The sequence below is a fragment of the Aliivibrio sp. 1S128 genome (genome assembly GCF_001691065.1).
GTDB lineage: Bacteria > Pseudomonadota > Gammaproteobacteria > Enterobacterales > Vibrionaceae > Aliivibrio.
Genome location: NZ_MAJV01000003.1, coordinates 216,882 through 239,134 on the forward strand (window position 1 = coordinate 216,882; position 22,253 = coordinate 239,134).

Annotated in this window: 14 protein-coding genes and 1 riboswitch; of the genes, 6 read left to right on the plus strand and 8 right to left on the minus strand. The window is 39.4% G+C overall.

Going from position 1 to position 22,253, the window contains the following annotated elements; genetic code table 11:
* Positions 1–43: 43 nt before the first annotated feature.
* The gene (locus A6E03_RS02870) at positions 44–1,153 is read right to left on the minus strand and encodes an alanine--glyoxylate aminotransferase family protein (RefSeq protein WP_065600135.1); all 1,110 of its coding nucleotides are present in this window, start codon (positions 1,151–1,153) and stop codon (positions 44–46) included.
* A gap of 214 nt (positions 1,154–1,367) precedes the next feature.
* Positions 1,368–1,540: riboswitch (Lysine riboswitch) on the plus strand.
* Positions 1,541–1,605: 65 nt separating this feature from the next.
* Between A6E03_RS02870 and lysC the strand changes: the two genes are divergently transcribed.
* Positions 1,606–2,958 carry a lysine-sensitive aspartokinase 3 gene (gene lysC, locus A6E03_RS02875; RefSeq protein ID WP_065600136.1) on the plus strand — a complete coding sequence of 451 codons (1,353 nt, stop codon included), beginning with the start codon at positions 1,606–1,608 and terminating at the stop codon, positions 2,956–2,958.
* A gap of 82 nt (positions 2,959–3,040) precedes the next feature.
* On the opposite strand, the gene metH is transcribed toward lysC, so the two are convergent.
* Positions 3,041–6,721, minus strand: coding sequence for a methionine synthase (metH, locus tag A6E03_RS02880; RefSeq protein ID WP_065600137.1), 3,681 nt, complete (start codon positions 6,719–6,721; stop codon positions 3,041–3,043).
* 181 nt (positions 6,722–6,902) lie between these two features.
* Between metH and A6E03_RS02885 the strand changes: the two genes are divergently transcribed.
* Positions 6,903–8,171, plus strand: coding sequence for a sodium:proton antiporter (locus tag A6E03_RS02885; protein ID WP_065594156.1), 1,269 nt, complete (start codon positions 6,903–6,905; stop codon positions 8,169–8,171).
* A 103-nt stretch (positions 8,172–8,274) separates the two neighbouring features.
* Here the strand turns inward: A6E03_RS02885 and hldE are convergent, their stop codons facing one another.
* From hldE to A6E03_RS02900, 3 genes are all read right to left on the minus strand, one after another.
* On the minus strand, positions 8,275–9,705 hold the full coding sequence (hldE, locus tag A6E03_RS02890; protein ID WP_065600138.1) for a bifunctional D-glycero-beta-D-manno-heptose-7-phosphate kinase/D-glycero-beta-D-manno-heptose 1-phosphate adenylyltransferase HldE: 1,431 nt from the start codon (positions 9,703–9,705) through the stop codon (positions 8,275–8,277).
* A gap of 139 nt (positions 9,706–9,844) precedes the next feature.
* The gene (gene glnE / locus A6E03_RS02895) at positions 9,845–12,706 is read right to left on the minus strand and encodes a bifunctional [glutamate--ammonia ligase]-adenylyl-L-tyrosine phosphorylase/[glutamate--ammonia-ligase] adenylyltransferase (protein ID WP_065594158.1); all 2,862 of its coding nucleotides are present in this window, start codon (positions 12,704–12,706) and stop codon (positions 9,845–9,847) included.
* 134 nt (positions 12,707–12,840) lie between these two features.
* The gene (locus A6E03_RS02900; protein ID WP_065594159.1) at positions 12,841–14,442 is read right to left on the minus strand and encodes a methyl-accepting chemotaxis protein; all 1,602 of its coding nucleotides are present in this window, start codon (positions 14,440–14,442) and stop codon (positions 12,841–12,843) included.
* 121 nt (positions 14,443–14,563) lie between these two features.
* On the opposite strand from A6E03_RS02900, the gene A6E03_RS02905 reads away from it, so the two are divergent.
* Positions 14,564–15,325 (plus strand): ion transporter, encoded by a 762-nt coding sequence (locus tag A6E03_RS02905; RefSeq protein ID WP_065594160.1) that lies wholly within the window; start codon positions 14,564–14,566, stop codon positions 15,323–15,325.
* A gap of 43 nt (positions 15,326–15,368) precedes the next feature.
* Here A6E03_RS02905 and A6E03_RS02910 read toward each other — a convergent pair whose 3' ends face one another.
* The gene (locus A6E03_RS02910) at positions 15,369–16,886 is read right to left on the minus strand and encodes an inorganic triphosphatase (protein WP_065600139.1); all 1,518 of its coding nucleotides are present in this window, start codon (positions 16,884–16,886) and stop codon (positions 15,369–15,371) included.
* Between the two features lie 186 nt (positions 16,887–17,072).
* On the opposite strand from A6E03_RS02910, the gene A6E03_RS02915 reads away from it, so the two are divergent.
* From A6E03_RS02915 to A6E03_RS02925, 3 genes are all read left to right on the plus strand, one after another.
* The gene (locus A6E03_RS02915) at positions 17,073–17,753 is read left to right on the plus strand and encodes a TIGR00153 family protein (RefSeq protein WP_065594162.1); all 681 of its coding nucleotides are present in this window, start codon (positions 17,073–17,075) and stop codon (positions 17,751–17,753) included.
* Between the two features lie 27 nt (positions 17,754–17,780).
* Entirely contained in the window at positions 17,781–19,067 is a 1,287-nt protein-coding gene (locus A6E03_RS02920; RefSeq protein WP_065594163.1) for an inorganic phosphate transporter, read from the plus strand.
* Between the two features lie 172 nt (positions 19,068–19,239).
* A complete protein-coding gene (locus tag A6E03_RS02925; protein ID WP_065594164.1) occupies positions 19,240–19,851 on the plus strand; it encodes a TIGR04211 family SH3 domain-containing protein in 612 nt (203 codons plus the stop codon).
* Positions 19,852–19,937: 86 nt separating this feature from the next.
* Here the strand turns inward: A6E03_RS02925 and A6E03_RS02930 are convergent, their stop codons facing one another.
* Positions 19,938–20,627, minus strand: coding sequence for a general secretion pathway protein GspB (locus A6E03_RS02930; protein WP_065594165.1), 690 nt, complete (start codon positions 20,625–20,627; stop codon positions 19,938–19,940).
* Positions 20,628–22,181 (minus strand): ExeA family protein, encoded by a 1,554-nt coding sequence (locus tag A6E03_RS02935; RefSeq protein WP_065594166.1) that lies wholly within the window; start codon positions 22,179–22,181, stop codon positions 20,628–20,630.
* Between the last annotated feature and the right edge of the window lie 72 nt (positions 22,182–22,253).

A 22,253-nucleotide genomic window follows, 5' to 3' on the forward strand; every position in this document is an offset into this window, starting at 1 on the left:
CAATAAAAAGCCGCTGATTTTTCAGCGGCCTTTTATTTATGATCTAAAGAACATCTGATAAGGCTTTTAAGCATAATGCAACATTCTCTTTCTTAGCCGCATACCCCATCAAACCAATACGCCAAGTCTTTCCGGCTAAATCCCCTAGCCCAGCACCAATTTCTAAATTATATTCATTCAGTAATCGACTTCTCACTTCCACATCGCTAACCCCTTCTGGGATATAAACGGCATTAAGCTGTGGTAAACGATACGCTTCATCAACGATAAACTGAATACCTAACGATTCTAACCCTTGTTTTAACTCTTGGTGGTAAAATGCGTGTCTACTCCAAGCGGCTTCTAATCCTTCATTTTTAAGCATTAATAATGATTCATGTAATGCATACAAACTATTCACAGGCGCTGTATGGTGATAGCTTCGTTTTCCTTCGCCACTCCAATAAGACAGCACTAAACTTTGATCTAAAAACCAACTTTGAACAGGCTTGATTCTTGATTTCATTTTGTCCACAGCTCGTTCAGAAAACGTCACGGGTGATAAGCCTGGAGTACAAGATAAACATTTTTGGGAGCCAGAATAAACCGCATCTAATTGCCATTTATCAACCAATAATGGTACGCCACCTAATGATGTTACTGCATCAACAATGGTTAAACATCCATGCTGACGAGCTAAATTTGAAATGGCTTCAGCATCACTTAATACACCCGTCGATGTCTCTGCATGAACAAAAGCGACTATCTTAATATCTGAATGTTGTTGCAGAGCCTCTTCAACTTTATTTAAAGAAACTGGCTCGCCCCACTTATCATCAATGACAATCGCGGTTCCACCACATCGCTCAACATTTTGGCGCATTCGTTCGCCAAAAACACCATTACGACAAACTAATACTTTTTCACCGTCTTCTACTAAATTAACAAAACAGGTTTCCATTCCCGCGCTTCCAGGGGCAGAAACCGCAATAGTAAATTCATTGTCAGTTTGAAATGCATATTTAAGTAACTCTTTCACTTCATCCATCATATTAATAAACAACGGGTCTAAATGCCCTATCGTTGGCCTGCTTAATGCCTGCAATACCTGAGGTGATATATCAGAAGGACCTGGTCCCATAAGGGTTCTTTTAGGCGGGATAAAACTTTGCATTATTCACTCCTTGAAATGTTAGTGATTAAAGAATAGACACAATAATAATTAAACTCAATTAGACGAAGTAATTAGAGTGACTTAACTATATAAAATAACCAGAAAGCGCTCATTTTTACTTTAAACCAGAGAAAATAAAATAAAGTCATTACTATTGATTGACATTTGTTTCATAAAAAAGCACATTGTTAACATATGTTTTGTTGTATAAAACATACACAGAAGAGGAGCACTGACTAGGTAGCTTTATTTGTGGAGCCCAAACTCCCAAACAAATAAGTGAGGGAGAGCAGTGCCGAGATAAACCTTCTTGGGAGAGGTTTATCGATCGTATTGGCTGAATCCTTACGATTGCCACTTAATTTTAAGTGGAGAGCTTCTAGCAGCTATTTATTTTTTGCTATGACTCTTCACATTTATTTCCACATTGGATGTAGTCGGGAGACAGGAAAGTGAACCCTATAAATGTTGCTAAATTTGGCGGAACAAGCGTTGCAAATTTTGAAGCAATGAACCGCAGTGCTTATGTCATAGAGCAAAATAAAAATACTCACCTTGTTGTTATCAGTGCCTGCTCGGGTGTCACTAACCTTTTAGTTGAACTCGCCAACGGCACACAAGATAACCAAAGAAAAAAAGCGATCCTCTCAGAATTAAAATCCATTCATTTTTCTGTATTAGACCAACTTTCTGATCCCATTTATCCAGAAAAAGCCATTCTTGAGATCTTGGATGATGTAGAAAAAGCGGCAGATGCGGCGGCGCTTCAATCTAGCGACGAACTTACTGACCGCCTTGTCGCCTGTGGTGAATTAATGTCCACTCATCTATTTACCCAATTATTGATTGAACGTGGTAATTCTGCTGTTCGCTTTGATATTCGAACGGTATTACGTACAGATTCTCAATTTGGTAGAGGTGAGCCACAACTTGAAGACATCTCGCGCTTAGCTCAAGAAAAACTGGTTCCTTTATGCCAAAAACATATTGTCATAACCCAAGGTTTTATTGGCTCTGATAACGATGGAAATACAACAACTCTAGGTCGAGGAGGCAGTGACTACAGCGCCGCCTTGATTGCTGAATCAGTTCGCGCATGTGGATTAGAGATCTGGACTGACGTTCCCGGTATTTACACGACCGATCCTCGCATCGCCTCTGCCGCTTCCCCTATTCCAGAAATTAGTTTCAGTGAAGCCTCTGAAATGGCGAATTATGGGGCAAAGATCCTACACCCATCAACCTTGCTTCCAGCGCTTCGTCACCAAATTCCTGTTTTTGTGGGGTCATCAAAAGAACCAGAAAAAGGCGGTACGTGGATAAAGAAAACAGTGAATAGTTCACCTCTATTTAGAGCGTTAACCTTACGTTGCAACCAAACAATGGTCACACTGCACAGCCCAAATATGTTTCATGCTTACGGTTTTCTTGCCGAAGTATTTAAAATTTTAGCAAAGTACCAAATCTCAGTAGATTTAATTACAACTTCTGAAGTGAGTGTTGCTTTAACTCTTGATCAAACGAACACCAATGGCAAAGCGCCTGAGTTACCACCAGCAGCACAACAAGAACTAGAGCAATTATGTACCGTTGAAATAGAGCACCACCTATGCCTAGTTGCTCTCATTGGTAACCAAATGAGCCATTCAAAAGGTTCTGCTAAACAAGTATTTGGTACTTTAGAAGACTTTAATTTACGCATGATTTGTTATGGTGCAAGTCAGCATAATTTATGTTTCTTACTTCATGAATCAGAATCAAAACAAGCTGTAAAAGTATTACACAAAGAACTCTTTGAAAAATAAATCTCTCTTTTACAATATCTAAAAAAGCCCATTCGCTAATAACGAATGGGCTTTTTGTTTTAAAGTACTTTCTTTAAGACGATTAGTTTAAATTTGGACCTAACCATTTCTCTGTTTCTAGCATATCCCACCCCTTTCTCTCAGCATAACTTTCTGCCTGATCTTTTTGGATTTGAGCTATCGCAAAATAACGACAATCGGGATGTGAAAAGTACATACCTGAAACCGAGGCTCCCGGCCACATAGCATAACTTGAGGTTAACGACATACCAATCGATTCTTCAACGTTCATCAACTCCCACAATGTTCCTTTTTCTGTATGCTCAGGACAAGCAGGATAACCAGGAGCAGGTCGGATACCTTGGTATTTTTCACGGATAAGATCATCATTAGATAAGGTTTCATCTGGTGAATACCCCCAAATTTCTTTACGTACTATTTTATGTAAATATTCCGCAAAAGCTTCTGCTAAACGATCGGCAACCGCTTGGATCATAATGGCATTATAATCATCACCTTTTGCTTTATAGTCGTCAGCGAGAGCTCGCTCACCAATCCCCCCTGTCACCGCAAAACCACCAATCCAATCGGCTTTTCCACTCTTTTTAGGAGCAATATAATCAGACAAACAATAGTTAAAGCCTTTTGGTTTTTCTGTTTGTTGACGTAAGTTATGCAGCACTTTTAATACGTCGGTACGAGATTCATCGGTGTAAACTTCAATATCATCATCAACGCTATTAGCAGGGAAAAGCGCACACATACCTCGTGCTTTTAATAGTTTCTCTTTCTCTACACGATCAAGCAAATCATTCGCATCTTTATACAAGCGTTTCGCTTCTTCACCGACTTCTTCATGATCTAAAATTGCAGGGTATTTTCCCATTAAAGACCACGTCATGAAGAAAGGAGTCCAATCAATATATTCACGTAAAGTCGCTACATCCATATCATCAAAAATATGTACACCTGACTTTACCGGAGCTGGTGGCGTGTAGTTAACCCAATCAATATCGACTTTATTCGCTCGTGCTCTTGCCAATGACACTGGTTTTGTTCGTGGTGTTTTACGGCTATGCTGCTCACGAACGCGGTCATAATCGATATCCAACTTCTCAATAAACGCAGGTTTCAATTCCTTAGAAAGTAATGACGTACACACTCCAACAGCACGAGAGGCGTTATTTACATAGACCACTGGCTGAGAATAGTTTTGCTCTATCTTCACCGCGGTATGTGCTTTAGATGTGGTTGCACCACCAATCAAAAGAGGCAAATCAAACCCTTGGCGTTCCATTTCTTTGGCGACATGGACCATTTCATCAAGTGATGGCGTAATAAGACCAGAAAGTCCGATAATATCGACGTTTTCTTCTTTTGCTACTTTAAGTATTTTTTCACAAGAAACCATGACACCAAGATCTATAATTTCATAGTTATTACATTGAAGAACAACCCCTACAATATTCTTACCAATATCGTGAACATCGCCCTTTACGGTTGCTAATAAAATCTTACCATTTGTTGAACCTACATCTTTAGTTGCGTCGATAAAAGGCTCTAAGTGGGCAACGGCTTGTTTCATTACTCGTGCAGATTTAACCACTTGAGGTAGGAACATTTTGCCTTCGCCAAACAGATCTCCCACCACATTCATGCCGTCCATTAATGGACCTTCAATCACATGAATTGGTCGTTCTGAATTCACACGAGCCTCTTCGGTATCTTCTACAATGAAATCTGTAATTCCCTTAACCAAAGAATGTTCAAGGCGTTTTTCTACCGACCATGTTCTCCACTCTAAAGCCGATTTATCTTCAACTTTTCCGACCGCTCGTTCTAGATATTCTGTTGCCATATCAAGTAAGCGTTCTGTTGAATCATCACGACGGTTAAGTACTACATCTTCTACCGCTTCACGTAAATCTTCAGGTAAGTTATCGTAAATCTCTAATTGACCTGCGTTCACTATCCCCATATCCATACCATGTTTAAAACAGTGGTATAAGAACACAGCATGAATCGCTTCTCGTACGTAATTATTACCACGGAACGAGAATGACACGTTAGATACACCACCAGAAATCATGGCATGGGGAAGCGTTCTTTTTATATCAGCAACGGCTTCAATAAAATCAACAGCGTAGTTGTTATGTTCATCTATTCCTGTTGCAACAGCAAAGATGTTAGGGTCAAAAATAATGTCTTCTGGTGGGAAACCAATTTCATCCACTAAGATGTTATAAGCGTTAGTACATATTTCTATTTTTCGCTCACGCGTATCCGCCTGACCAACTTCATCAAAGGCCATCACAATCACAGCGGCGCCATAACGACGGATCAGCTTAGCTTGTTGTAAGAATTTTTCTTTGCCTTCTTTAAGGGATATTGAGTTCACAATACCCTTACCTTGAATACATTTAAGACCCGCTTCGATAACTTCCCACTTAGAAGAATCGACCATCACTGGCACTTTAGATATTTCTGGCTCAGAAGCACAGAGGTTTAAGAATTTAACCATGCACGCTTCAGAGTCAAGCATGCCTTCATCCATGTTGATATCTATTATTTGAGCGCCGTTTTCTACTTGCTCACGAGCGACGCTTAACGCTTCATCATATAGTTCTTCTTTAATGAGACGCTTAAAACGAGCAGAGCCGGTAACATTTGTCCTTTCACCAACGTTCACAAAAAGGGATTCTTTTGATATCGTCAGTGGCTCTAAACCCGATAAGCGACAAGCAACAGGAAGAGTGGGTAATTGACGAGGTTTAACGCCTTCAACAGCTTCTGCCATTTGACGAATGTGTTCTGGTGTCGTACCACAGCAACCGCCAATCAAATTTAGGAATCCGCTTTCTGCCCACTCTTTTACGTGTTCAGCCATCTCTTCTGGAGATAAGTCATATTCACCAAAGGCATTAGGTAAACCAGCATTAGGGTGCGCTGATACATTGCATTCTGAAATTCGAGATAATTCGCCAACATACTCACGTAATTCATCAGGACCAAGAGCACAATTTAAACCAAATGAAATCGGTTTAACGTGGCGTAATGCATTATAAAAAGCTTCTGTTGTTTGCCCAGAGAGAGTACGTCCTGACGCATCCGTTATCGTACCGGAAATCATAACGGGTAGTGTGATGCCCATTTCTTCAAAAACGGATTCGACCGCAAAAGAACACGCTTTTGCATTCAAAGTATCAAAGATGGTTTCAATCAGAATTAAATCAGATCCCCCATTGATTAATGCGCGAGTCGATTCTGAATACGCCTCAACTAACTCATCAAAAGAGACATTTCGATAACCTGGATCATTAACATCAGGAGAGATTGAACACGTTCTGTTGGTTGGACCTAAGACACCAGCAACATAACGTGGCTTATGAGGTGTTTTTAGCGTCCACTCATCAGCGACTTCTCTTGCTAACCTTGCCGCCTCAAAGTTCATTTCATCACTTAGGCTTTCCATATCATAGTCAGCCATTGCAATCGTTGTTGAGTTAAACGTGTTTGTTTCTAGAATATCAGCACCCGCTTCTAAATAAGCAGAATGGATATCTCTTATAATTTCAGGACGGGAAAGCACTAAGAGATCATTATTACCTTTAAGGTCACAATGCCAATCACTAAAGCGCTCTCCACGATAATCTTGTTCTTCAAACTTATACTCTTGGATCATGGTTCCCATACCACCATCTATCAAAAGTATACGTTCCAAAAGTTGTTTTTCTATTTGAGTTTTCTTATTGCTTCCTGCCACGGTACTGCCTCATCCATAATACTTTCTTGTTACAATCCTATCACACATCTAATAGGAATCTAGACGTCCAAAATGGTTTTATTTTAACAAATTAGAAATAAAGTTTGATATTTATCAATTTGAGTGGAAAATGACCTTCATCACATTTTGTTACACAAATAACATATATAGAGGTTAAACAATGTCCGTATATAACACACTCTGTTTTCTTGCAGCAGCTGCTATGTTAATCGCATTTTTTAATAGCAAAATAGGAAAGATGCAAACCACCATAGCGATCACCGCTGGTTCTATGATCCTATCTCTGGGACTTATTGTCGCAGGTCAGAATGATTGGTTCCATCTTAGAGAAATAGCTACCGACACCTTAACTGAAATAAACTTTGAAGATTTTCTATTAAAAGGAATATTAGGTTTCTTATTGTTTGCTGGCGGCCTGGGGATCAAACTACAAAATCTAAAAGACCAAAAATGGGAAATTACGGTACTTGCTTTAGGTGCAACTTTATTCTCTACCTTCTTTATCGGTTTCGCCTTATGGGGAATATGCAGCCTGATAGGCATTAATTTCGATTTAATCTACTGCCTATTATTTGGTGCGCTTATCTCTCCAACCGATCCAATTGCTGTTCTTGCGATTGTGAAAAAATTAAATGCACCACAACGTATTTCAACCCAAATTGAAGGTGAATCCCTGTTCAATGATGGTTTTGGTTTGGTCATTTTCGTTACCTTATTTACAATCGCTTTTGGTTCAGAAACCCCAACGGTAGGTAGTGTTACTGCTTTGTTTTTACAAGAAGCTATCGGCGGCATTATTTATGGTTTAGTTTTAGGTCTTATTTTCCATTACTTAATCAGCTCAACCAATGACCACTCAATGGAGTTGCTATTAACGATTGGTATTCCAACATCAGGCTATGCATTTGCTGAAATTATTCATGTTTCAGGCCCATTAGCGATGGTGGTGTCAGGCATTATGATTGGCAACTGGACTCGTTATATTGGTTTTTCAAAAGAGAGTGAAGATCATTTAGACCATTTCTGGGAACTCGTTGATGAGTTTTTAAATGGCGTATTATTTCTTCTTATTGGTATGTCGATGTTATTGTTCCAATTCCATCAAGAAGATTGGATCTTAATGGCGATTTCGATTCCATTGGTACTCGCAAGTCGTTATTTAAGTGTATTCATTTCCTACATCGGATTTAAACGCTTCAGAACATACAACCCATTATCCGTTAATATTTTAACGTGGGGCGGTCTTCGTGGAGGCTTGGCCTTAGCAATGGCTTTGGCAATTCCATCTGGCATTTTAGTTATTCCTGATAAAAATATCGATGTACGAGAAATTATATTGGTGATGACTTACTCTGTTGTTGTTTTCTCTATTCTTGTTCAAGGTTCAACAATTACAAAGATGATTGAAAAAGCAAAAAAACTAGAATAACACCTAGTTAAATTGTTATGAAAATCATAAAAAAGCCCCATTATCAAATTAGATAATGGGGCTTTTATCTTTAAAGAATTCACGATTTACGAGTAGAGATAAATTAACCTCTACCGCCTTTAATCGCTTCAATGATCCCGGTTGTTGAACAACCATCTTCAAAGTTTAATACTTTCACTTCACCACCTGCAGCAATCACTTCGGCACCGCCTGCGATATCTTCAATCGCGTAATCCCCACCTTTTACAAGAAGTGTTGGTAACACTTCTGAGATTAAGCGCTGCGGTGTATCTTCTGAGAAAGGAACAACCCAATCAACCGCACCTAAACCAGACAATACCGCCATACGACGATCCGTAGGGTTAATTGGACGACCAGGGCCTTTCAGGCGTTGTACTGATTCATTCGTATTTACCGCAACAATTAAGCGGTCACCCAACTCTGCTGCATGATTTAAGTAAGACACGTGACCCGCATGAAGAATGTCAAAACACCCATTAGTCATAACGACTTTTTCACCACGTTCACGCGCTTGTTTTACTGCGCTGATCAACTGTTCTTCACCAATAATACCAAAACCAGAATCTTGGCTACCGTGAATCGCTTCTGCCAATTCAATTGTTGATAATGTTGATGTACCAAGTTTCCCAACCACAACACCAGCAGCGGCATTTGCTAAAGCACATGCTTCATCAAGCGGTTTGCCTGTTGATACTGATGCTGCCAGTACAGAAATTACCGTATCACCGGCACCAGTCACATCAAACACTTCACGTGCAAGTGTTGGTAAATGTAATGGTTCCATATCGCGACGAAGCAATGTCATGCCATGTTCACTACGAGTAACAAGCAAAGCTTCAAAATCAAACTCTTCAATGATTTGTTGGCCTTTCGCTACCAAGTCATCTTCATCTTTTACTTTGCCAACAACCGTTTCAAACTCAAGCATGTTTGGTGTTAATAACGTCGCGCCACGGTAACGCTCAAAATCCGCACCTTTAGGATCAATAAATACAGGTACATTTACTTTTCGAGCTTCTTGAATCATTAGTTGTACGTGTTCTAATGCGCCTTTTGCGTAATCAGATAATACAACAGCTTTTACTTTTGATAAGGTCGCTTGCATACGGCTGATCAGTGGTTCAGCAGGAACATCATGGAAGCTTTCTTCAAAATCAAGACGGATAAGCTGTTGACCACGGCTCATCACTCGTAATTTTGTTATCGTTGGAAACTCAGGAAGAGCGACAAAATCACAATGCACTTTTAATGAACTAAGTGTCGCGGCTAATGCTTTTGCTGGTTCATCTTCACCCACCAAACCTACAAGATGAGCATCGCCACCTAATGCGGCAATATTCATCGCTACGTTAGCAGCACCACCTGGACGCTCTTCAATATTATTAACTTTAACAACCGGTACTGGAGCTTCTGGTGAAATACGAGTTGTTGGGCCACCCCAATAACGATCAAGCATTACATCACCAATGATCAAAACGCCTGCTTGATCATAGTTAGGAAGTGTCGGTTTCATTCTTTTCTCCGGGAAATAAATAGCAAACTATCCACCATTATCGGTTCGAGCTATTTATGATAATTATCTGTCATAAATGGTAGCATTTACGCAAGTTCTACGCCAACTTAGTAATAATAAACGCAGAGTTAAATAATGCTTATTCAATAAACCACTTGTTCCAAGCGTTGACTACCGTTTCTCTTTCTTTAGTAAAGCAACTTTCATCAACATCAGCATCAAAACCTAATAAATTGCGATGATGTATCTCATTTCTCATAACGCAATAAGCATCAATTAGCTTCTGACACAATTCTTCATCCATCACACCTTGCTGCGAAAGACTTTCAAAGATACGAACATTGTCAGACCAGCGAGTTAGCTTAGGGGCTTGATGGCTATGATTTAATACTAAATATTGTGCTAAAAATTCAATATCAGTAATACCACCGATATCTTGTTTAAGCATAAAGCGCCCCGCTTTCTTTCCACCTAGATGATCTCGCATCTTTTCTCGCATTTCAGCGACTTCTTTCTGAAGATCCTTCTCATTTCGAGGTAAACAAAGAATCTCATGACGCGTTTTATTAAAGGCGCCTTGCAGTAAGTTATCACCATAAATCATTCGAGCACGGACTAAAGCTTGGTGCTCCCACGTCCATGCATCATCTCGTTGGTATTCATCAAATGCTTCACTCGTACTTACCAATAATCCCGATGCCCCCGATGGACGTAAACGGGTATCCACTTCGTATAAAATACCTGATGACGTGCGCACCGAAAATATATGAATAATGCGTTGCGCTAAACGAAGATAAAATTGGCGACCATCGATTTCTTTTTTGCCATTAGTATATGTGTTTGTATCGCAATCGTGCATGAAGACAATATCAAGATCGGAATTATAACCTAACTCCCACCCACCAACTTTACCGTAACCAATAACCGAAAAACCTTTGCTATCTCGGCCTTCAAGATGTGTTGGAACGCCAAACTTTTCTGTTACTTGCAGCCAAGCTTGGTTTATTACCGCCTCAACAATGGCTTCTGATAAATACGTTAAGTGATCACTTACTTTCATAAGTGATAATCCACCAGCAATATCCGAGGCTGCAATTCTTAGCAAACACACTTGCTTAAACTGACGTAATGCCTCCATTTGCTGTTCCATGTCATCCTCAGGAATACGAGCAAGAAATTCATGTAGCTCAACCTTATACTGGCTTAACTCAATAGGGTTATAAAGTTGATTTATATCCAATAGCTCATCAAGAAGAATTGGATAGCGAGTTAATTGGTCTGCAACCATTGGACTTGCTGCACATAGGCGAACTAAATGTTGTAATGCTCCGCTGTGCTCATCAAGAAGCTCTAGGTAAGTCGTTCTGGTTGCAATGGCTTGGAGCAGTTTGGTGATGCGTGGCAAGGCATCACTAGCATCTTCTCGACTGATCACGACACTAAACAGCTTTGGCATCAGATTAGTAATGGCTTCTCGACCTCTTGGGCCAAGGGTTTTCTTTTTCAACTCGCCTTTAAATTCAATTATATGTTGAGTTAACGATTCTGCTTGTTCAGGGTTTAGTTCTTGTAAGATATGTTCTAAAACTTCTGGGTTATGTGCCATGTCCCATAACTCAATATACGCTTTATCAATACTACTCTCTGACTCTTCTTCCTCGTGGCCAATCAAATCTTCAAACACGGCATGAATCGTATTCATGTGTCGCTCTATTTCAGAGTACAACTCCGCCCAATCTTGCATTCCCATAGCAAAAGCAAGACGAGTTTGGTCTCTTTCATCCATGGGTAATGTTTGAGTTTGTTGATCTCCAATCGCTTGTAATAAATTCTCTAAACGACGCAAAAAGCAGTAACCTTTGGTAAGGTCATCAACCTCTTTAACTGACAGTTGCCCTAATTCTTTAATCGCAGTTAACGTCTCTAATAACCCACGACCTCGTAAAGAAGGCTCTCTGCCACCACGGATTAATTGGAATACTTGAGCAATAAACTCAACTTCTCGAATACCACCAGAACCAAGCTTTATATTGCCATGTAAACCTCGGCGACGAACTTCTGTCGTGATCATTGACTTCATACGACGTAGCGCTTGAATTGCACCAAAATCGATATAACGACGAAAAACAAATGGACGTAACATTTGACGTAATTCTTGATAGTGACTGTATGTTTCTTTCCCCATGACACGCGCTTTTATCATCGCGTAGCGTTCCCAATCACGACCTTGCTCTTGGTAGTAATCTTCAAGTGCCGCATAGCTCATTACTAATGGTCCACTTTCGCCAAAAGGACGTAAACGTAAATCAACCCGATAGCAGAAACCATCAACCGTCGTTTGATCTAACGCTTTAATCAGCTTTTGCCCTAATCGTGTAAAAAATTGAGCATTCGCAATACTCCTGCGAGCACCTTCCGTTTCACCGTTTTCGGGATAAGTAAAAATCAAATCAATATCAGATGAGAAGTTAAGCTCTCCTCCACCTAATTTGCCCATACCTATAACCAGCATTGGTTGTTCTTCGCCTTGTGCATTTCTTGGGGTGCCCCAATCAATGCACGCTTGCTTATAAAGCCACTGGTACGATTCAACAATTAATGCTTCAGCTAACAAGGAAAGGTGACTAAGGCTAATCTCCAAAGTCCAATTAGAATTAGAAAAATGGTCATGAGTAAAGTCTCGCCATGCTATGTACGCCATTTCTCTACGGCGGAAATAACGCAGTTGTCGCATCAATTCATTTTCGTCAGAACATGATGACAACAATTCTTGCAATCGAAAACGATACTCCTCACTTCTATCAACAACATCAAACATCAAAGGGAAATGTTGGCATAGGTATTCATCTTGTTGAAAGCATTCATGCAAGAAATCACTACAGCCAAGGGCAATGAGTAATTGATGTTGATAAAGTTCAGGCCAAGTTTGAACATGAGGAAGATGGGTTAATTCTTGTTGGCGACGCTCTGCAAGAGAACGTAATGACGATGGCAAAGACATGATATTCCTTATCGAAAATTCCTTACGATCTACGAAAAGATCGGACTCTCCATACTGTGCCAAAAATTGTTTTTCGCCGCAAACAAAAACGCCTACAACTGAGTGTAGGCGTTAATAAAATCAAACCAAATACGTTAAACTTTGAAGACTTTCATTTTTGCTTCTAATTCTTCTGCATTTTTTTGCATTTCTTCCGAAGTTTCCGTTAACTCGGTCATGACAACAACAGAAGCTTCAACTAACTCACGAACGTTAGTTAAATTTTGGTCCATCTCTTCAGCAACACTGCTTTGTTGTTCAGCAGCACTTGCGATTTGGAAGTTCATTTCATTAATATTGTTGACTTGGTTGACGATACTGTCTAACTCTATGCCTGCATTAGTAACCAGTTCTACTCCCTCAGCGGCTTCAACTACACTTTTTTCCATCAGATCGACGGCTTGATTGGCACTGTTTTGAAGTTGAGTAATCATCTCTTGAATTTCAACCGTTGCTCCTTGTGTACTTTGAGCAAGATTTCTTACTTCATCAGCAACCACAGCAAAACCACGCCCGGCATCACCCGCTCGCGCCGCTTCAATCGCTGCATTCAACGCAAGTAAGTTTGTTTGCTCAGAAATACCACGAATAGTCTCAACCACAGAGCTAATCGACATGACACGTTCCTCTACTTGATTAACCACATCTGCAGAAGCGGCGATATCACCAGATAGCGCTTGAATTTTAACGATAGTACCTTCTACAAACTGTTGCCCGACTTTCGCTTGCTCTTGAGCTTGCTCAGTACCTGCCGATGCATTACGTGCATTTTCTGCCACATTTTGTACTGTTGAATTCATTTCACTCATCGCTGTTGCCAGTTGATCGATTTCTGTAAATTCTTCTTGAGCCGCTTCCTTTGTCCCTTCCATGCTAATCGTCATGATCTCTGTTAGGCTAGATAATTCTTGAGAAGCCACCAGTTGAGTTTCAACGACCGATTTAAGTTGTAGCCGTGTTTTATTTAACTCTCTTGCTAAATCACCAAATTCATCTTTACAGTCCATTTCTACGGGTTCAGATAAATTTTGGGCTGCAATTTCTTTCATGGATGCATTTAAATAACGCATTTGACGTAACATAATGCTTGAAGCACCAAGAAGAATAACCATAAAAGCAACGATCATGGCTATCGTTTGCCAAATAACTTGGAAAAGATAATCTTGGTAATATACCTCAGCACTCTCTGATGTTTGAGAAGCCACCACCACCCAATTATGGCTAGGTACTTTTACTGCAAATTCATAGCGACTGTGATCATTAAGAGAATACGCTTTTTGAGAAGAAAGGCTTTGAAGCTCTTCTTTTAATGAACGCCCTTCATCTAATGAAGAGGAAAGAGAAGAAAGTGACTGCACTGATTGATGGCCAAACACTTTGCCGCTATCACGATCTATCACATAAACATAATTACCTTTAGCCAATGCATTAGATTGAATGCTAACCACTTCACGCGCTAACTCTTTACCATTTGATTTATTCGTTAAGATATTTTCAACTAATTCAGCACTAGCAATTGCAGACTCTTTGGCTTGTTCTTTTTGAATAGTAATTACCGCTTGATAAAAAGTATTCGCATCCCATAACTGTTTTGACACCAACAAAATCGTACTGAATACCATTAACATGACCAACTTTGGTACTAACTTAATATCAGTGACCAGCCTTTCCCATGGCCTAAAAGCGATTGTTAACATTCTCTTCCCTCACTACCTTTCGGAATCAATTTTTTTAGTGCATGATAAAAACGCATAATTTTTATCATCATGAAAACACATATTTCTATTTTATATCGATAGACAGACATAAGTAATTAACATGAATCATAACAAAATTGACCTTAAACCCATGAGCTTAATGTCACTGATACTATCCTTTTTATCACTAATTGTGATCTCAAGCCTTCTGTTTGTTCCGTTAGAACACAATAGTCGAACAATGTTGATCACTCTCGACACCATCATCTGTGGGCTCTTTCTCTTTCAGCTTTCGATTGATTTTTTTCGTAGTAAACACAAGCTTCAATATTTACAAGATCACTGGATAGATTTTATTGCCAGCATCCCAATCATTGAACCCGTACGTTATGCTCGTATTTTTCATATTTTACGTGTATTTCGTTTATTACGTTCTAGCCAATCCTTACTAAAGCAAATTCAATCTAATAGAAAAGAAGCAACCATTGCCTCTATTTTAATCCTAATGGTAACCCTAATATCTTTAGGTTCAGTCTTTATGCTGATGTTTGAAGGGAAAGACCCTAATGCCAATATTCATACTGCAGGCGATGCGGTATGGTGGGCTTTTGTTACTATATCGACAGTTGGGTATGGCGATCACTATCCTGTGACATTCGCAGGAAAAGTATTAGCGGTATTGGTGATTATTTCTGGTGTAGGTATATTTGGTATGATTTCAGGTTTAATAACATCAATAATTACCGAGCCTTCAAAGATTGAGAAAAGAAAAAAAGAACAAGAAGATAGGCATCATAGAGATGAAAGATTAGAACTACTTTTACAGCAGCAAGCTGAAATACTAAAAAAACTAGATCAGATAGACAATAAAAAAGAGAAGTGATTACTTCTCTTTATATTATTACACGTTCTTATTAAGCATAAATCTATTGCCAATAAGGAGGGTATTCTAACCCTGCTTTACGAGTTTGTTCCATCGCATGTAAAATAGAGCGCTCTTGACGAAGTAACCAACGAACAAGTTGCGCTTTCTCCTCTTCATCTTCTAGTAATTGAACTCGAGTTCTTAATGGTTCCAAGCTCATCAAATCATCAATACCTTGCAATAAATCAAGCCAAGGTAAACGGAAACCTTTTCTTCTATCATCATCGTAAATGAGAGCAAAACACGTTCCTGTCATTAAATTTCGACGTAATCTCATTTTTTGTTTGAAATAATCGATAGGCAATAACTGATTTGATGTAGAAAAAGCAGAATCTAATGCTTCCCAAGTACGATCAAGCAAAGTGCCAGAATGGGTATCAATGGATTCTTGCAATACTTGACGCTTTTTATCATCTAAAAATGGCTGCCAATCACGAGTTAAAATCCAACGACTTAAATCTAATAATAATCCACAATAACGAGACGACATTAATAGAGACATCATTTCATTTGTCTTTGGTAACGACTCAGCACTTTCTTTTAGACTGGCGACTAAAAACTTTCTCGCATCTAGTTTTCTTAATACGTTGCCTTTTTCTTCAATTAAATAATCTAAGTGCTCAGATTCATCTAACCAATGAAGCTGTTCTTCTAACCACTTTAATTCTTGACGCAACAATTCACTTGCGCGCTTTGGCACCATTTCACCAAACACCAAGAATATTTGACGTAAAAAGGCAATCGCAATTCGGATCTCTTGCAAAGCAAGTAGATCTTGAGTGTCGATATAAATTTGTTCGTGATAATGCCAATGAGAAAGTGCGTACTCTAAAGAATTGATAAAGCAGGTTTCAACACTGTCATTAGATTCCGTTCTTACTAACGATAAGTTTTTTACTTTATCTGCTGGAGTATTCATCGCTAGACGATACCCTTTTGCCGCTTTACTTTGGTTGCCTAAACGCATTCCACCAGAGCTACATAAATCACGAGCTAAGGTAAACAAGGCATCCGTTTGGCCAGATTTAAGCTCTAATTCCACTTCGCATATTGGCGTAGTTTTATCTCCAGCAATCACCTCTCCTTGGTCAAATGCCAATTCAATTTCACTGCCATCTGGCATTGCAATTAACCATTGCTGGCGTACAAAATTGGTAGAAAAAAGAGGGAAAAGTTGTTGTTGAAGATCATCTAGTGCAATGTTAGTTGGCCAGGCATCCAGAGGATGTAAATTCACATTAGGTATATCAGAATCATGCGTTGCATTGTACTCTGGTCGTTGATGTAAACCAGCAACAACTCGACCTGCCGTTTTTAATGTTTGGGTTCGTTCATCGTTAAACCGACGAATGCGTAAACCCGCGTCATGCTTACGGAGGTGCTGTTCGGGAGTATCAAAATAGATATTACCGAGCTGAAGGCAACTCTGTTCTATAACTTTAGCATCTGATATTTTATCTATAATTGTGTCTGCAAATTCAGGAAAAACAAAAAACTTCAGTTCTATTTCAGTTTCCATAATGACCTCATAACCGTTGTCTTTCCAAGGATATGGCTTAAACTGTTCGGTATCAAGCAAGAAATAATGCCCAAACCATGATCTAAAGTAGTTTTATTGATAGTGGGATTGGGTTAACATTCGCGCCTTTATGGCCATCGTCTAACAATTCACCATTAGGTACTTGTTTTATTAGGTTAAGAAACCATGCCAGTAAATACTATTATGGGGTTATTCGCAAAATCCCCTATGAAACCTTTGCAGCGTCACGTTGTTTGTGTCAATGAATGCTGCTCACTTCTTGTTCCGTTTTTCGAAACGTGCGCAAAAGGTGATTGGGAAAAAGCGAGTGAACTTCGTGCGCAAATTTCTCATTTAGAGAAAGAAGCGGACGTTCTGAAACGTGAAATTCGTTTAAAACTTCCTCGTGGGTTATTTATGCCTGTTGATCGTACCGACATGCTCGGTCTGTTAACTCAGCAAGATAAACTCGCAAACCTGGCTAAAGACATCGCAGGTCGCGTTGTTGGTCGCCAACTTGAAATTCCAAGCTCTATGCAGGATGCATTTTTAGCTTATGTTCAACGTTGTTTAGATGCGGCTAATCAAGCGCAAGAAGTTATCAGCGAATTGGACGAGCTACTAGAAACAGGCTTTAAGGGACGTGAAGTCACTTTGGTTGCTGAGATGATCAATAAATTAGATATCATTGAAGATGATACTGATGAATTGCAAATTCAACTGCGCCAGCAACTCATGAGCATCGAGCACAAATACAATCCGATCGATGTTATGTTCCTTTATAAAATCCTTGAGTGGGTTGGCGGCATTGCCGACCAAGCACAGCGCGTTGGTTCTCGTTTAGAATTAATGCTATCTCGCTCATAAGTTTGTGATTCAGTAACAGGTAATACAATGGATATTCTTGCTAACTACGGCACGACCCTTATTTTAGTTGCGGCCTTCTTCGGCTTCCTTATGGCTATTGGTATTGGTGCAAATGACGTAGCGAATGCTATGGGCACCTCTGTCGGGTCTAAAGCACTAACAGTAAAACAAGCGATCATCATTGCTATGATCTTCGAATTTGCAGGGGCATACCTTGCTGGTGGTGAAGTTACAGATACAATTCGTAAAGGGGTAATTGATACCTCACTTTTCGCCCATCAGCCTGAAGTCTTAGTTTACGGCATGATGTCAGCACTTCTTGCTGCGGGTACTTGGTTATTGCTTGCGTCTTACATGGGCTGGCCTGTATCAACAACTCACTCTATCATCGGTGCTATCATCGGTTTTGCGTGTGTTGCCGTAGGTACTGAAGCGGTTGATTGGCATTCAGTTCAAGGTATCGTAGGGAGTTGGTTAATTACACCACTCATATCCGGTATTTTTGCTTACATGATCTTTATCAGTGCTCAACGACTGATATTTGATACTGATAAGCCTTTAATGAATGCGAAACGTTTTGTTCCTGTGTATATGTTCATCACCACGATGGTTATTGCACTTGTTACAATCAAAAAAGGCCTAAAACATGTTGGTCTGCATTTAAGTAATGGCGAAGCATGGGTTGCATCTGCAGGCGTATCAGCATTAGTAATGGTTGGTGGTTATCTGTATATCTCTCGTAAATTTGCAAATACGGTAAATGATGAGAAAGACAGCCGTGGTTTTACTGGCGTAGAAAGTATTTTTAGTACGTTAATGGTTATTACCGCATGTGCTATGGCATTTGCTCATGGTTCTAACGATGTTGCCAACGCGATCGGTCCTCTATCAGCAGTTGTATCAACAGTTGAGAATTTAGGTGAAATATCTTCTCAAACAGCTATTGCTTGGTGGATCCTTCCTCTAGGTGGTATTGGTATCGTTGTTGGTCTTGCAACCTTAGGTCATAAAGTAATGGCTACCGTTGGTACTGGTATTACGGAACTAACGCCAAGCCGTGGTTTTGCCGCTCAACTAGCGACTGCATCAACGGTTGTATTAGCTTCAGGTACAGGTCTTCCAATTTCAACGACTCAAACATTGGTTGGTGCGGTTCTTGGGGTTGGTTTTGCTCGTGGTATTGGCGCACTAAACTTAGGTGTTGTACGTAACATTGTTGCCTCTTGGGTCATTACCCTACCGGCAGGTGCGTTATTAGCGGTAGTCTTCTACTACGCAATGCAAGCTATCTTTGGTATCGGCACACCAGTCTAAAGTTAATCAATTTTGAAACAATTGCACAAAGAGGAGAGTAAAATCTCCTCTTTTCTTGCATCTGGACCTAAATATTTTTACTATCTACACCTTCGTTTGAATTTACAATGTTGAGAGCGTCATTTCTCTCTACTAAAACGATTCAATGCCAATTTTTCAAAGGAATATTATTGTGAAGCATTTTATTAGCCTGATTCTACTTACTTGGGCTATTGCTGCGCCAGCGCAAGCTCAAACTCGTTATATTTCTGATAACCTGTTTACGTACATGCACTCAGGTCCAAGTAACCAATATAAAATTATTGGCAGTGTAAATGCGGGTGATCGTGTAACTCTTTTAAGCAGCAACAAAAATGCGAGCTTCACACAAATTGTTGATACTAAAGGCCGTAAAGGTTGGGTTGAAAGTAAATTTGTTTCTCGTCAAGCGGGACTAGGTGAGCGTTTACCAAAAGTTGAGGCTGAACTAACATCAGTTAAAGCACAACTAGCAAATGCACGTAAAGCAGCAAATGATGAAAAAGCGGGGTTAGCGAATAGCTTGACTCAACGTAATCAACAAATGCAAGATTTAGAACACAGCTACAGCGATGTAAATAACCAATTGGTTAGTTCTCAATCTGAGATCCGTGAATTACGCGCTAAACTAGATACACAAAAAGAAGACTTATTGCTTAAGTACTTCATGTACGGTGGTGGTGTTGCAGGTCTCGGTCTACTCTTCGGCCTTCTGCTTCCTCATATGATCCCAAGCCGTAAGAAAAAGCAAAACGGTTGGTCTTAATCATTATTGATTACTAACCAATACTCGATACACACAAAAAAGCTCAGATAATTCTGAGCTTTTTTATTTCTACTAAAAAACAACCATTACCCTTTCCATTCATACAGAGCTGGAACTTCTATTTTTTGGCCTTTAAATTCAATAACGACATTTCTTGGATTTATTTCTAATAACGTAATTTCACTCGAAATATGACCTCCAAGATTCACTTCCTTACCATTCACTTTTACCCAGCGACGACTTGGTTTAGACGTATAGTTGTGCGTTTGAAAATTAAGCGGGGGCAACAACCCTGAAAATTGAGCGCCTTTTTTATCTAACTCAACATAAGATGAATCACCATATTTGCTAGACGTACTATCATCAACGTCTGCAATATCAGATGGTTCATTTAAAATAGATTCAAAGCGAGCGGCCAATTCTGGTGATAATCCAGATAAATCTAGATTATCAATATCTAATAGTTGTGAGGCATCTTCTGTTGCGTTTGACTTTACATCTGGATTTTTGGACTCAAAGGCATTCTTACCTTCCCTATCCAAACTCACGTTTTCCGTCGGTTCTTTCCAACGGCTTAATGATAACTCTTGAGCTCGTAACGGTAATGTCATCGTCTCTATATTAGGAAATAAAAGTGACGTATAGGTAGGCTTCTCTGGAATTAACGTCTCTTGAGATGCTTTATAATAAGGAAGTGAAATATAACTAGAGATCACTAGAGGAGGAAGAATAACAATAGTACCTAGAACCCATAAAGGAAGACGAGAAGACCACATTTATTGAACTCCTTGAAGCAAAGGCGCATCTATATTTACAACACTATCTAACCACATCAAAGTACTTGACCCAACAATACCATCAGTAGACAAACCAAATATCTCTTGAAAATCTTTCACCTGTTGCTCTGTTTTTTTATCAAATTGTTCAGATTGATTAAACGGTTGTTCTAATGCAAAAGACAGTAAGCGATTCAATTCCAAAATTGCCTTTCCCTTATCACCACGCTTCATGGCTCGTTCAGTAATGATTGGTTTTTTCCACAGTTGAATATAAGCGCCATTCCAATGCTGCTCAAACCATTGATGAGAAACCTTAACTCGTTTAGAAGGTAAAAGTAACTCTACTCCTTTTGAATCAACACGGTAAACGAGTGCTAATAAATCCTCTCCTGATCCTTGCTGCAACCATACAACGGCAGGGCGATTAATGGCTAACAAATCACTTAAGCTTCCATTACTGTCTAGGCAATAGAGTTGCGCTCTCTTTGCATTAGTGCAATTTGCCTGGAACGAATTAACGGAATAACCCCATATTGATAATAAGGTTTGGAAAGCCTCTGATTTAGACTCAAAACCACTGAGAGGCGCTTCAACCAGTGGCGCAACGATTGGATAATTTACATTCAAATATCTCGGTAAAAAAGAATAACTACCAATACTCAATAATACAGATAAACCCAAAGCAATGAATAACGGTGGTAATAAAAATGAAGATCGTAACTTACTGTTTATTTCTGGGGAAGTTTGCCAATCCAAAACTAATTCACGCGCATATTCGACCGCCTTATTATTCACAGTCTTATTGCTATTTTGATAACTAATCCATAGTGCTTTGTCACACAATAAATTCACAACTCTAGGTATTCCATTAGAATAATGAGCTATTTTTTTTATTGCTGAGGCTGAGAATAATGAAATATCACCACCCGCTACCTTTAAACGATGGGCAATATAATATTCAATCTCTTGTTGCGTTAATGGCAGTAAATGATATCGAGCCGTAATGCGTTGGGCTAGTTGACGTAAATTGGTTTGTTGTAGCTTTTGTTGTAATTCGGGCTGACCAATTAAAAGTACTTTTAATAATTTATCGCTGTCCGTTTCAAAATTAGTGAGTAAACGTAATTGCTCTAATACATCAGGCCCTAAATGCTGAGCCTCATCAATCGCAACAATCGTCTGAAATCCCTTTTCTCTTTCTTCTTTAAGAAAACAGACAATTCTATCGGTTAACATCTTCAAGGAAGCATCAACGGAATAAAGGATATCAAACTCATCACAAATAGCTTCAAGCAACTCTTGCGCATTAAACATTGGATTTAAAATTAAGGCTAAACGAACTTTATTTTCCAATTTAGAAAATAATGCTTTTGATACCGTTGTTTTTCCTGTTCCAACTTCTCCAGTTAATAATGCAAATCCACCACCTTGACCTAATCCAGACAATAAGTAACTCAACGCTTCTTTATGACGCTCACTCAAATAGAAAAAACGCGCATTAGGCGTCATAGAAAATGGAAGCTCATTAAAGCCAAAAAAATCTTGGTACATAAAGTAATGTTTGCCTTAGCCAAAAATTCCAAAATGAAAATATGGAATAAAAAGTCGAAAATCTATGATTGC

Bases quoted from the DNA above. Each gene is read 5' to 3' on its own strand.
- A6E03_RS02870 (WP_065600135.1), bottom strand. From the start codon at position 1,153: ATGCAAAGTTTTATCCCGCCTAAAAGAACCCTTATGGGACCAGGTCCT.
- A6E03_RS02885 (WP_065594156.1), top strand. From the start codon at position 6,903: ATGTCCGTATATAACACACTCTGTTTTCTTGCAGCAGCTGCTATGTTA.
- hldE (WP_065600138.1), bottom strand. From the start codon at position 9,705: ATGAAACCGACACTTCCTAACTATGATCAAGCAGGCGTTTTGATCATT.
- glnE (WP_065594158.1), bottom strand. From the start codon at position 12,706: ATGTCTTTGCCATCGTCATTACGTTCTCTTGCAGAGCGTCGCCAACAA.
- A6E03_RS02900 (WP_065594159.1), bottom strand. From the start codon at position 14,442: ATGTTAACAATCGCTTTTAGGCCATGGGAAAGGCTGGTCACTGATATT.
- A6E03_RS02905 (WP_065594160.1), top strand. From the start codon at position 14,564: ATGAATCATAACAAAATTGACCTTAAACCCATGAGCTTAATGTCACTG.
- A6E03_RS02910 (WP_065600139.1), bottom strand. From the start codon at position 16,886: ATGGAAACTGAAATAGAACTGAAGTTTTTTGTTTTTCCTGAATTTGCA.
- A6E03_RS02915 (WP_065594162.1), top strand. From the start codon at position 17,073: ATGCCAGTAAATACTATTATGGGGTTATTCGCAAAATCCCCTATGAAA.
- A6E03_RS02920 (WP_065594163.1), top strand. From the start codon at position 17,781: ATGGATATTCTTGCTAACTACGGCACGACCCTTATTTTAGTTGCGGCC.
- A6E03_RS02930 (WP_065594165.1), bottom strand. From the start codon at position 20,627: ATGTGGTCTTCTCGTCTTCCTTTATGGGTTCTAGGTACTATTGTTATT.
- A6E03_RS02935 (WP_065594166.1), bottom strand. From the start codon at position 22,181: ATGTACCAAGATTTTTTTGGCTTTAATGAGCTTCCATTTTCTATGACG.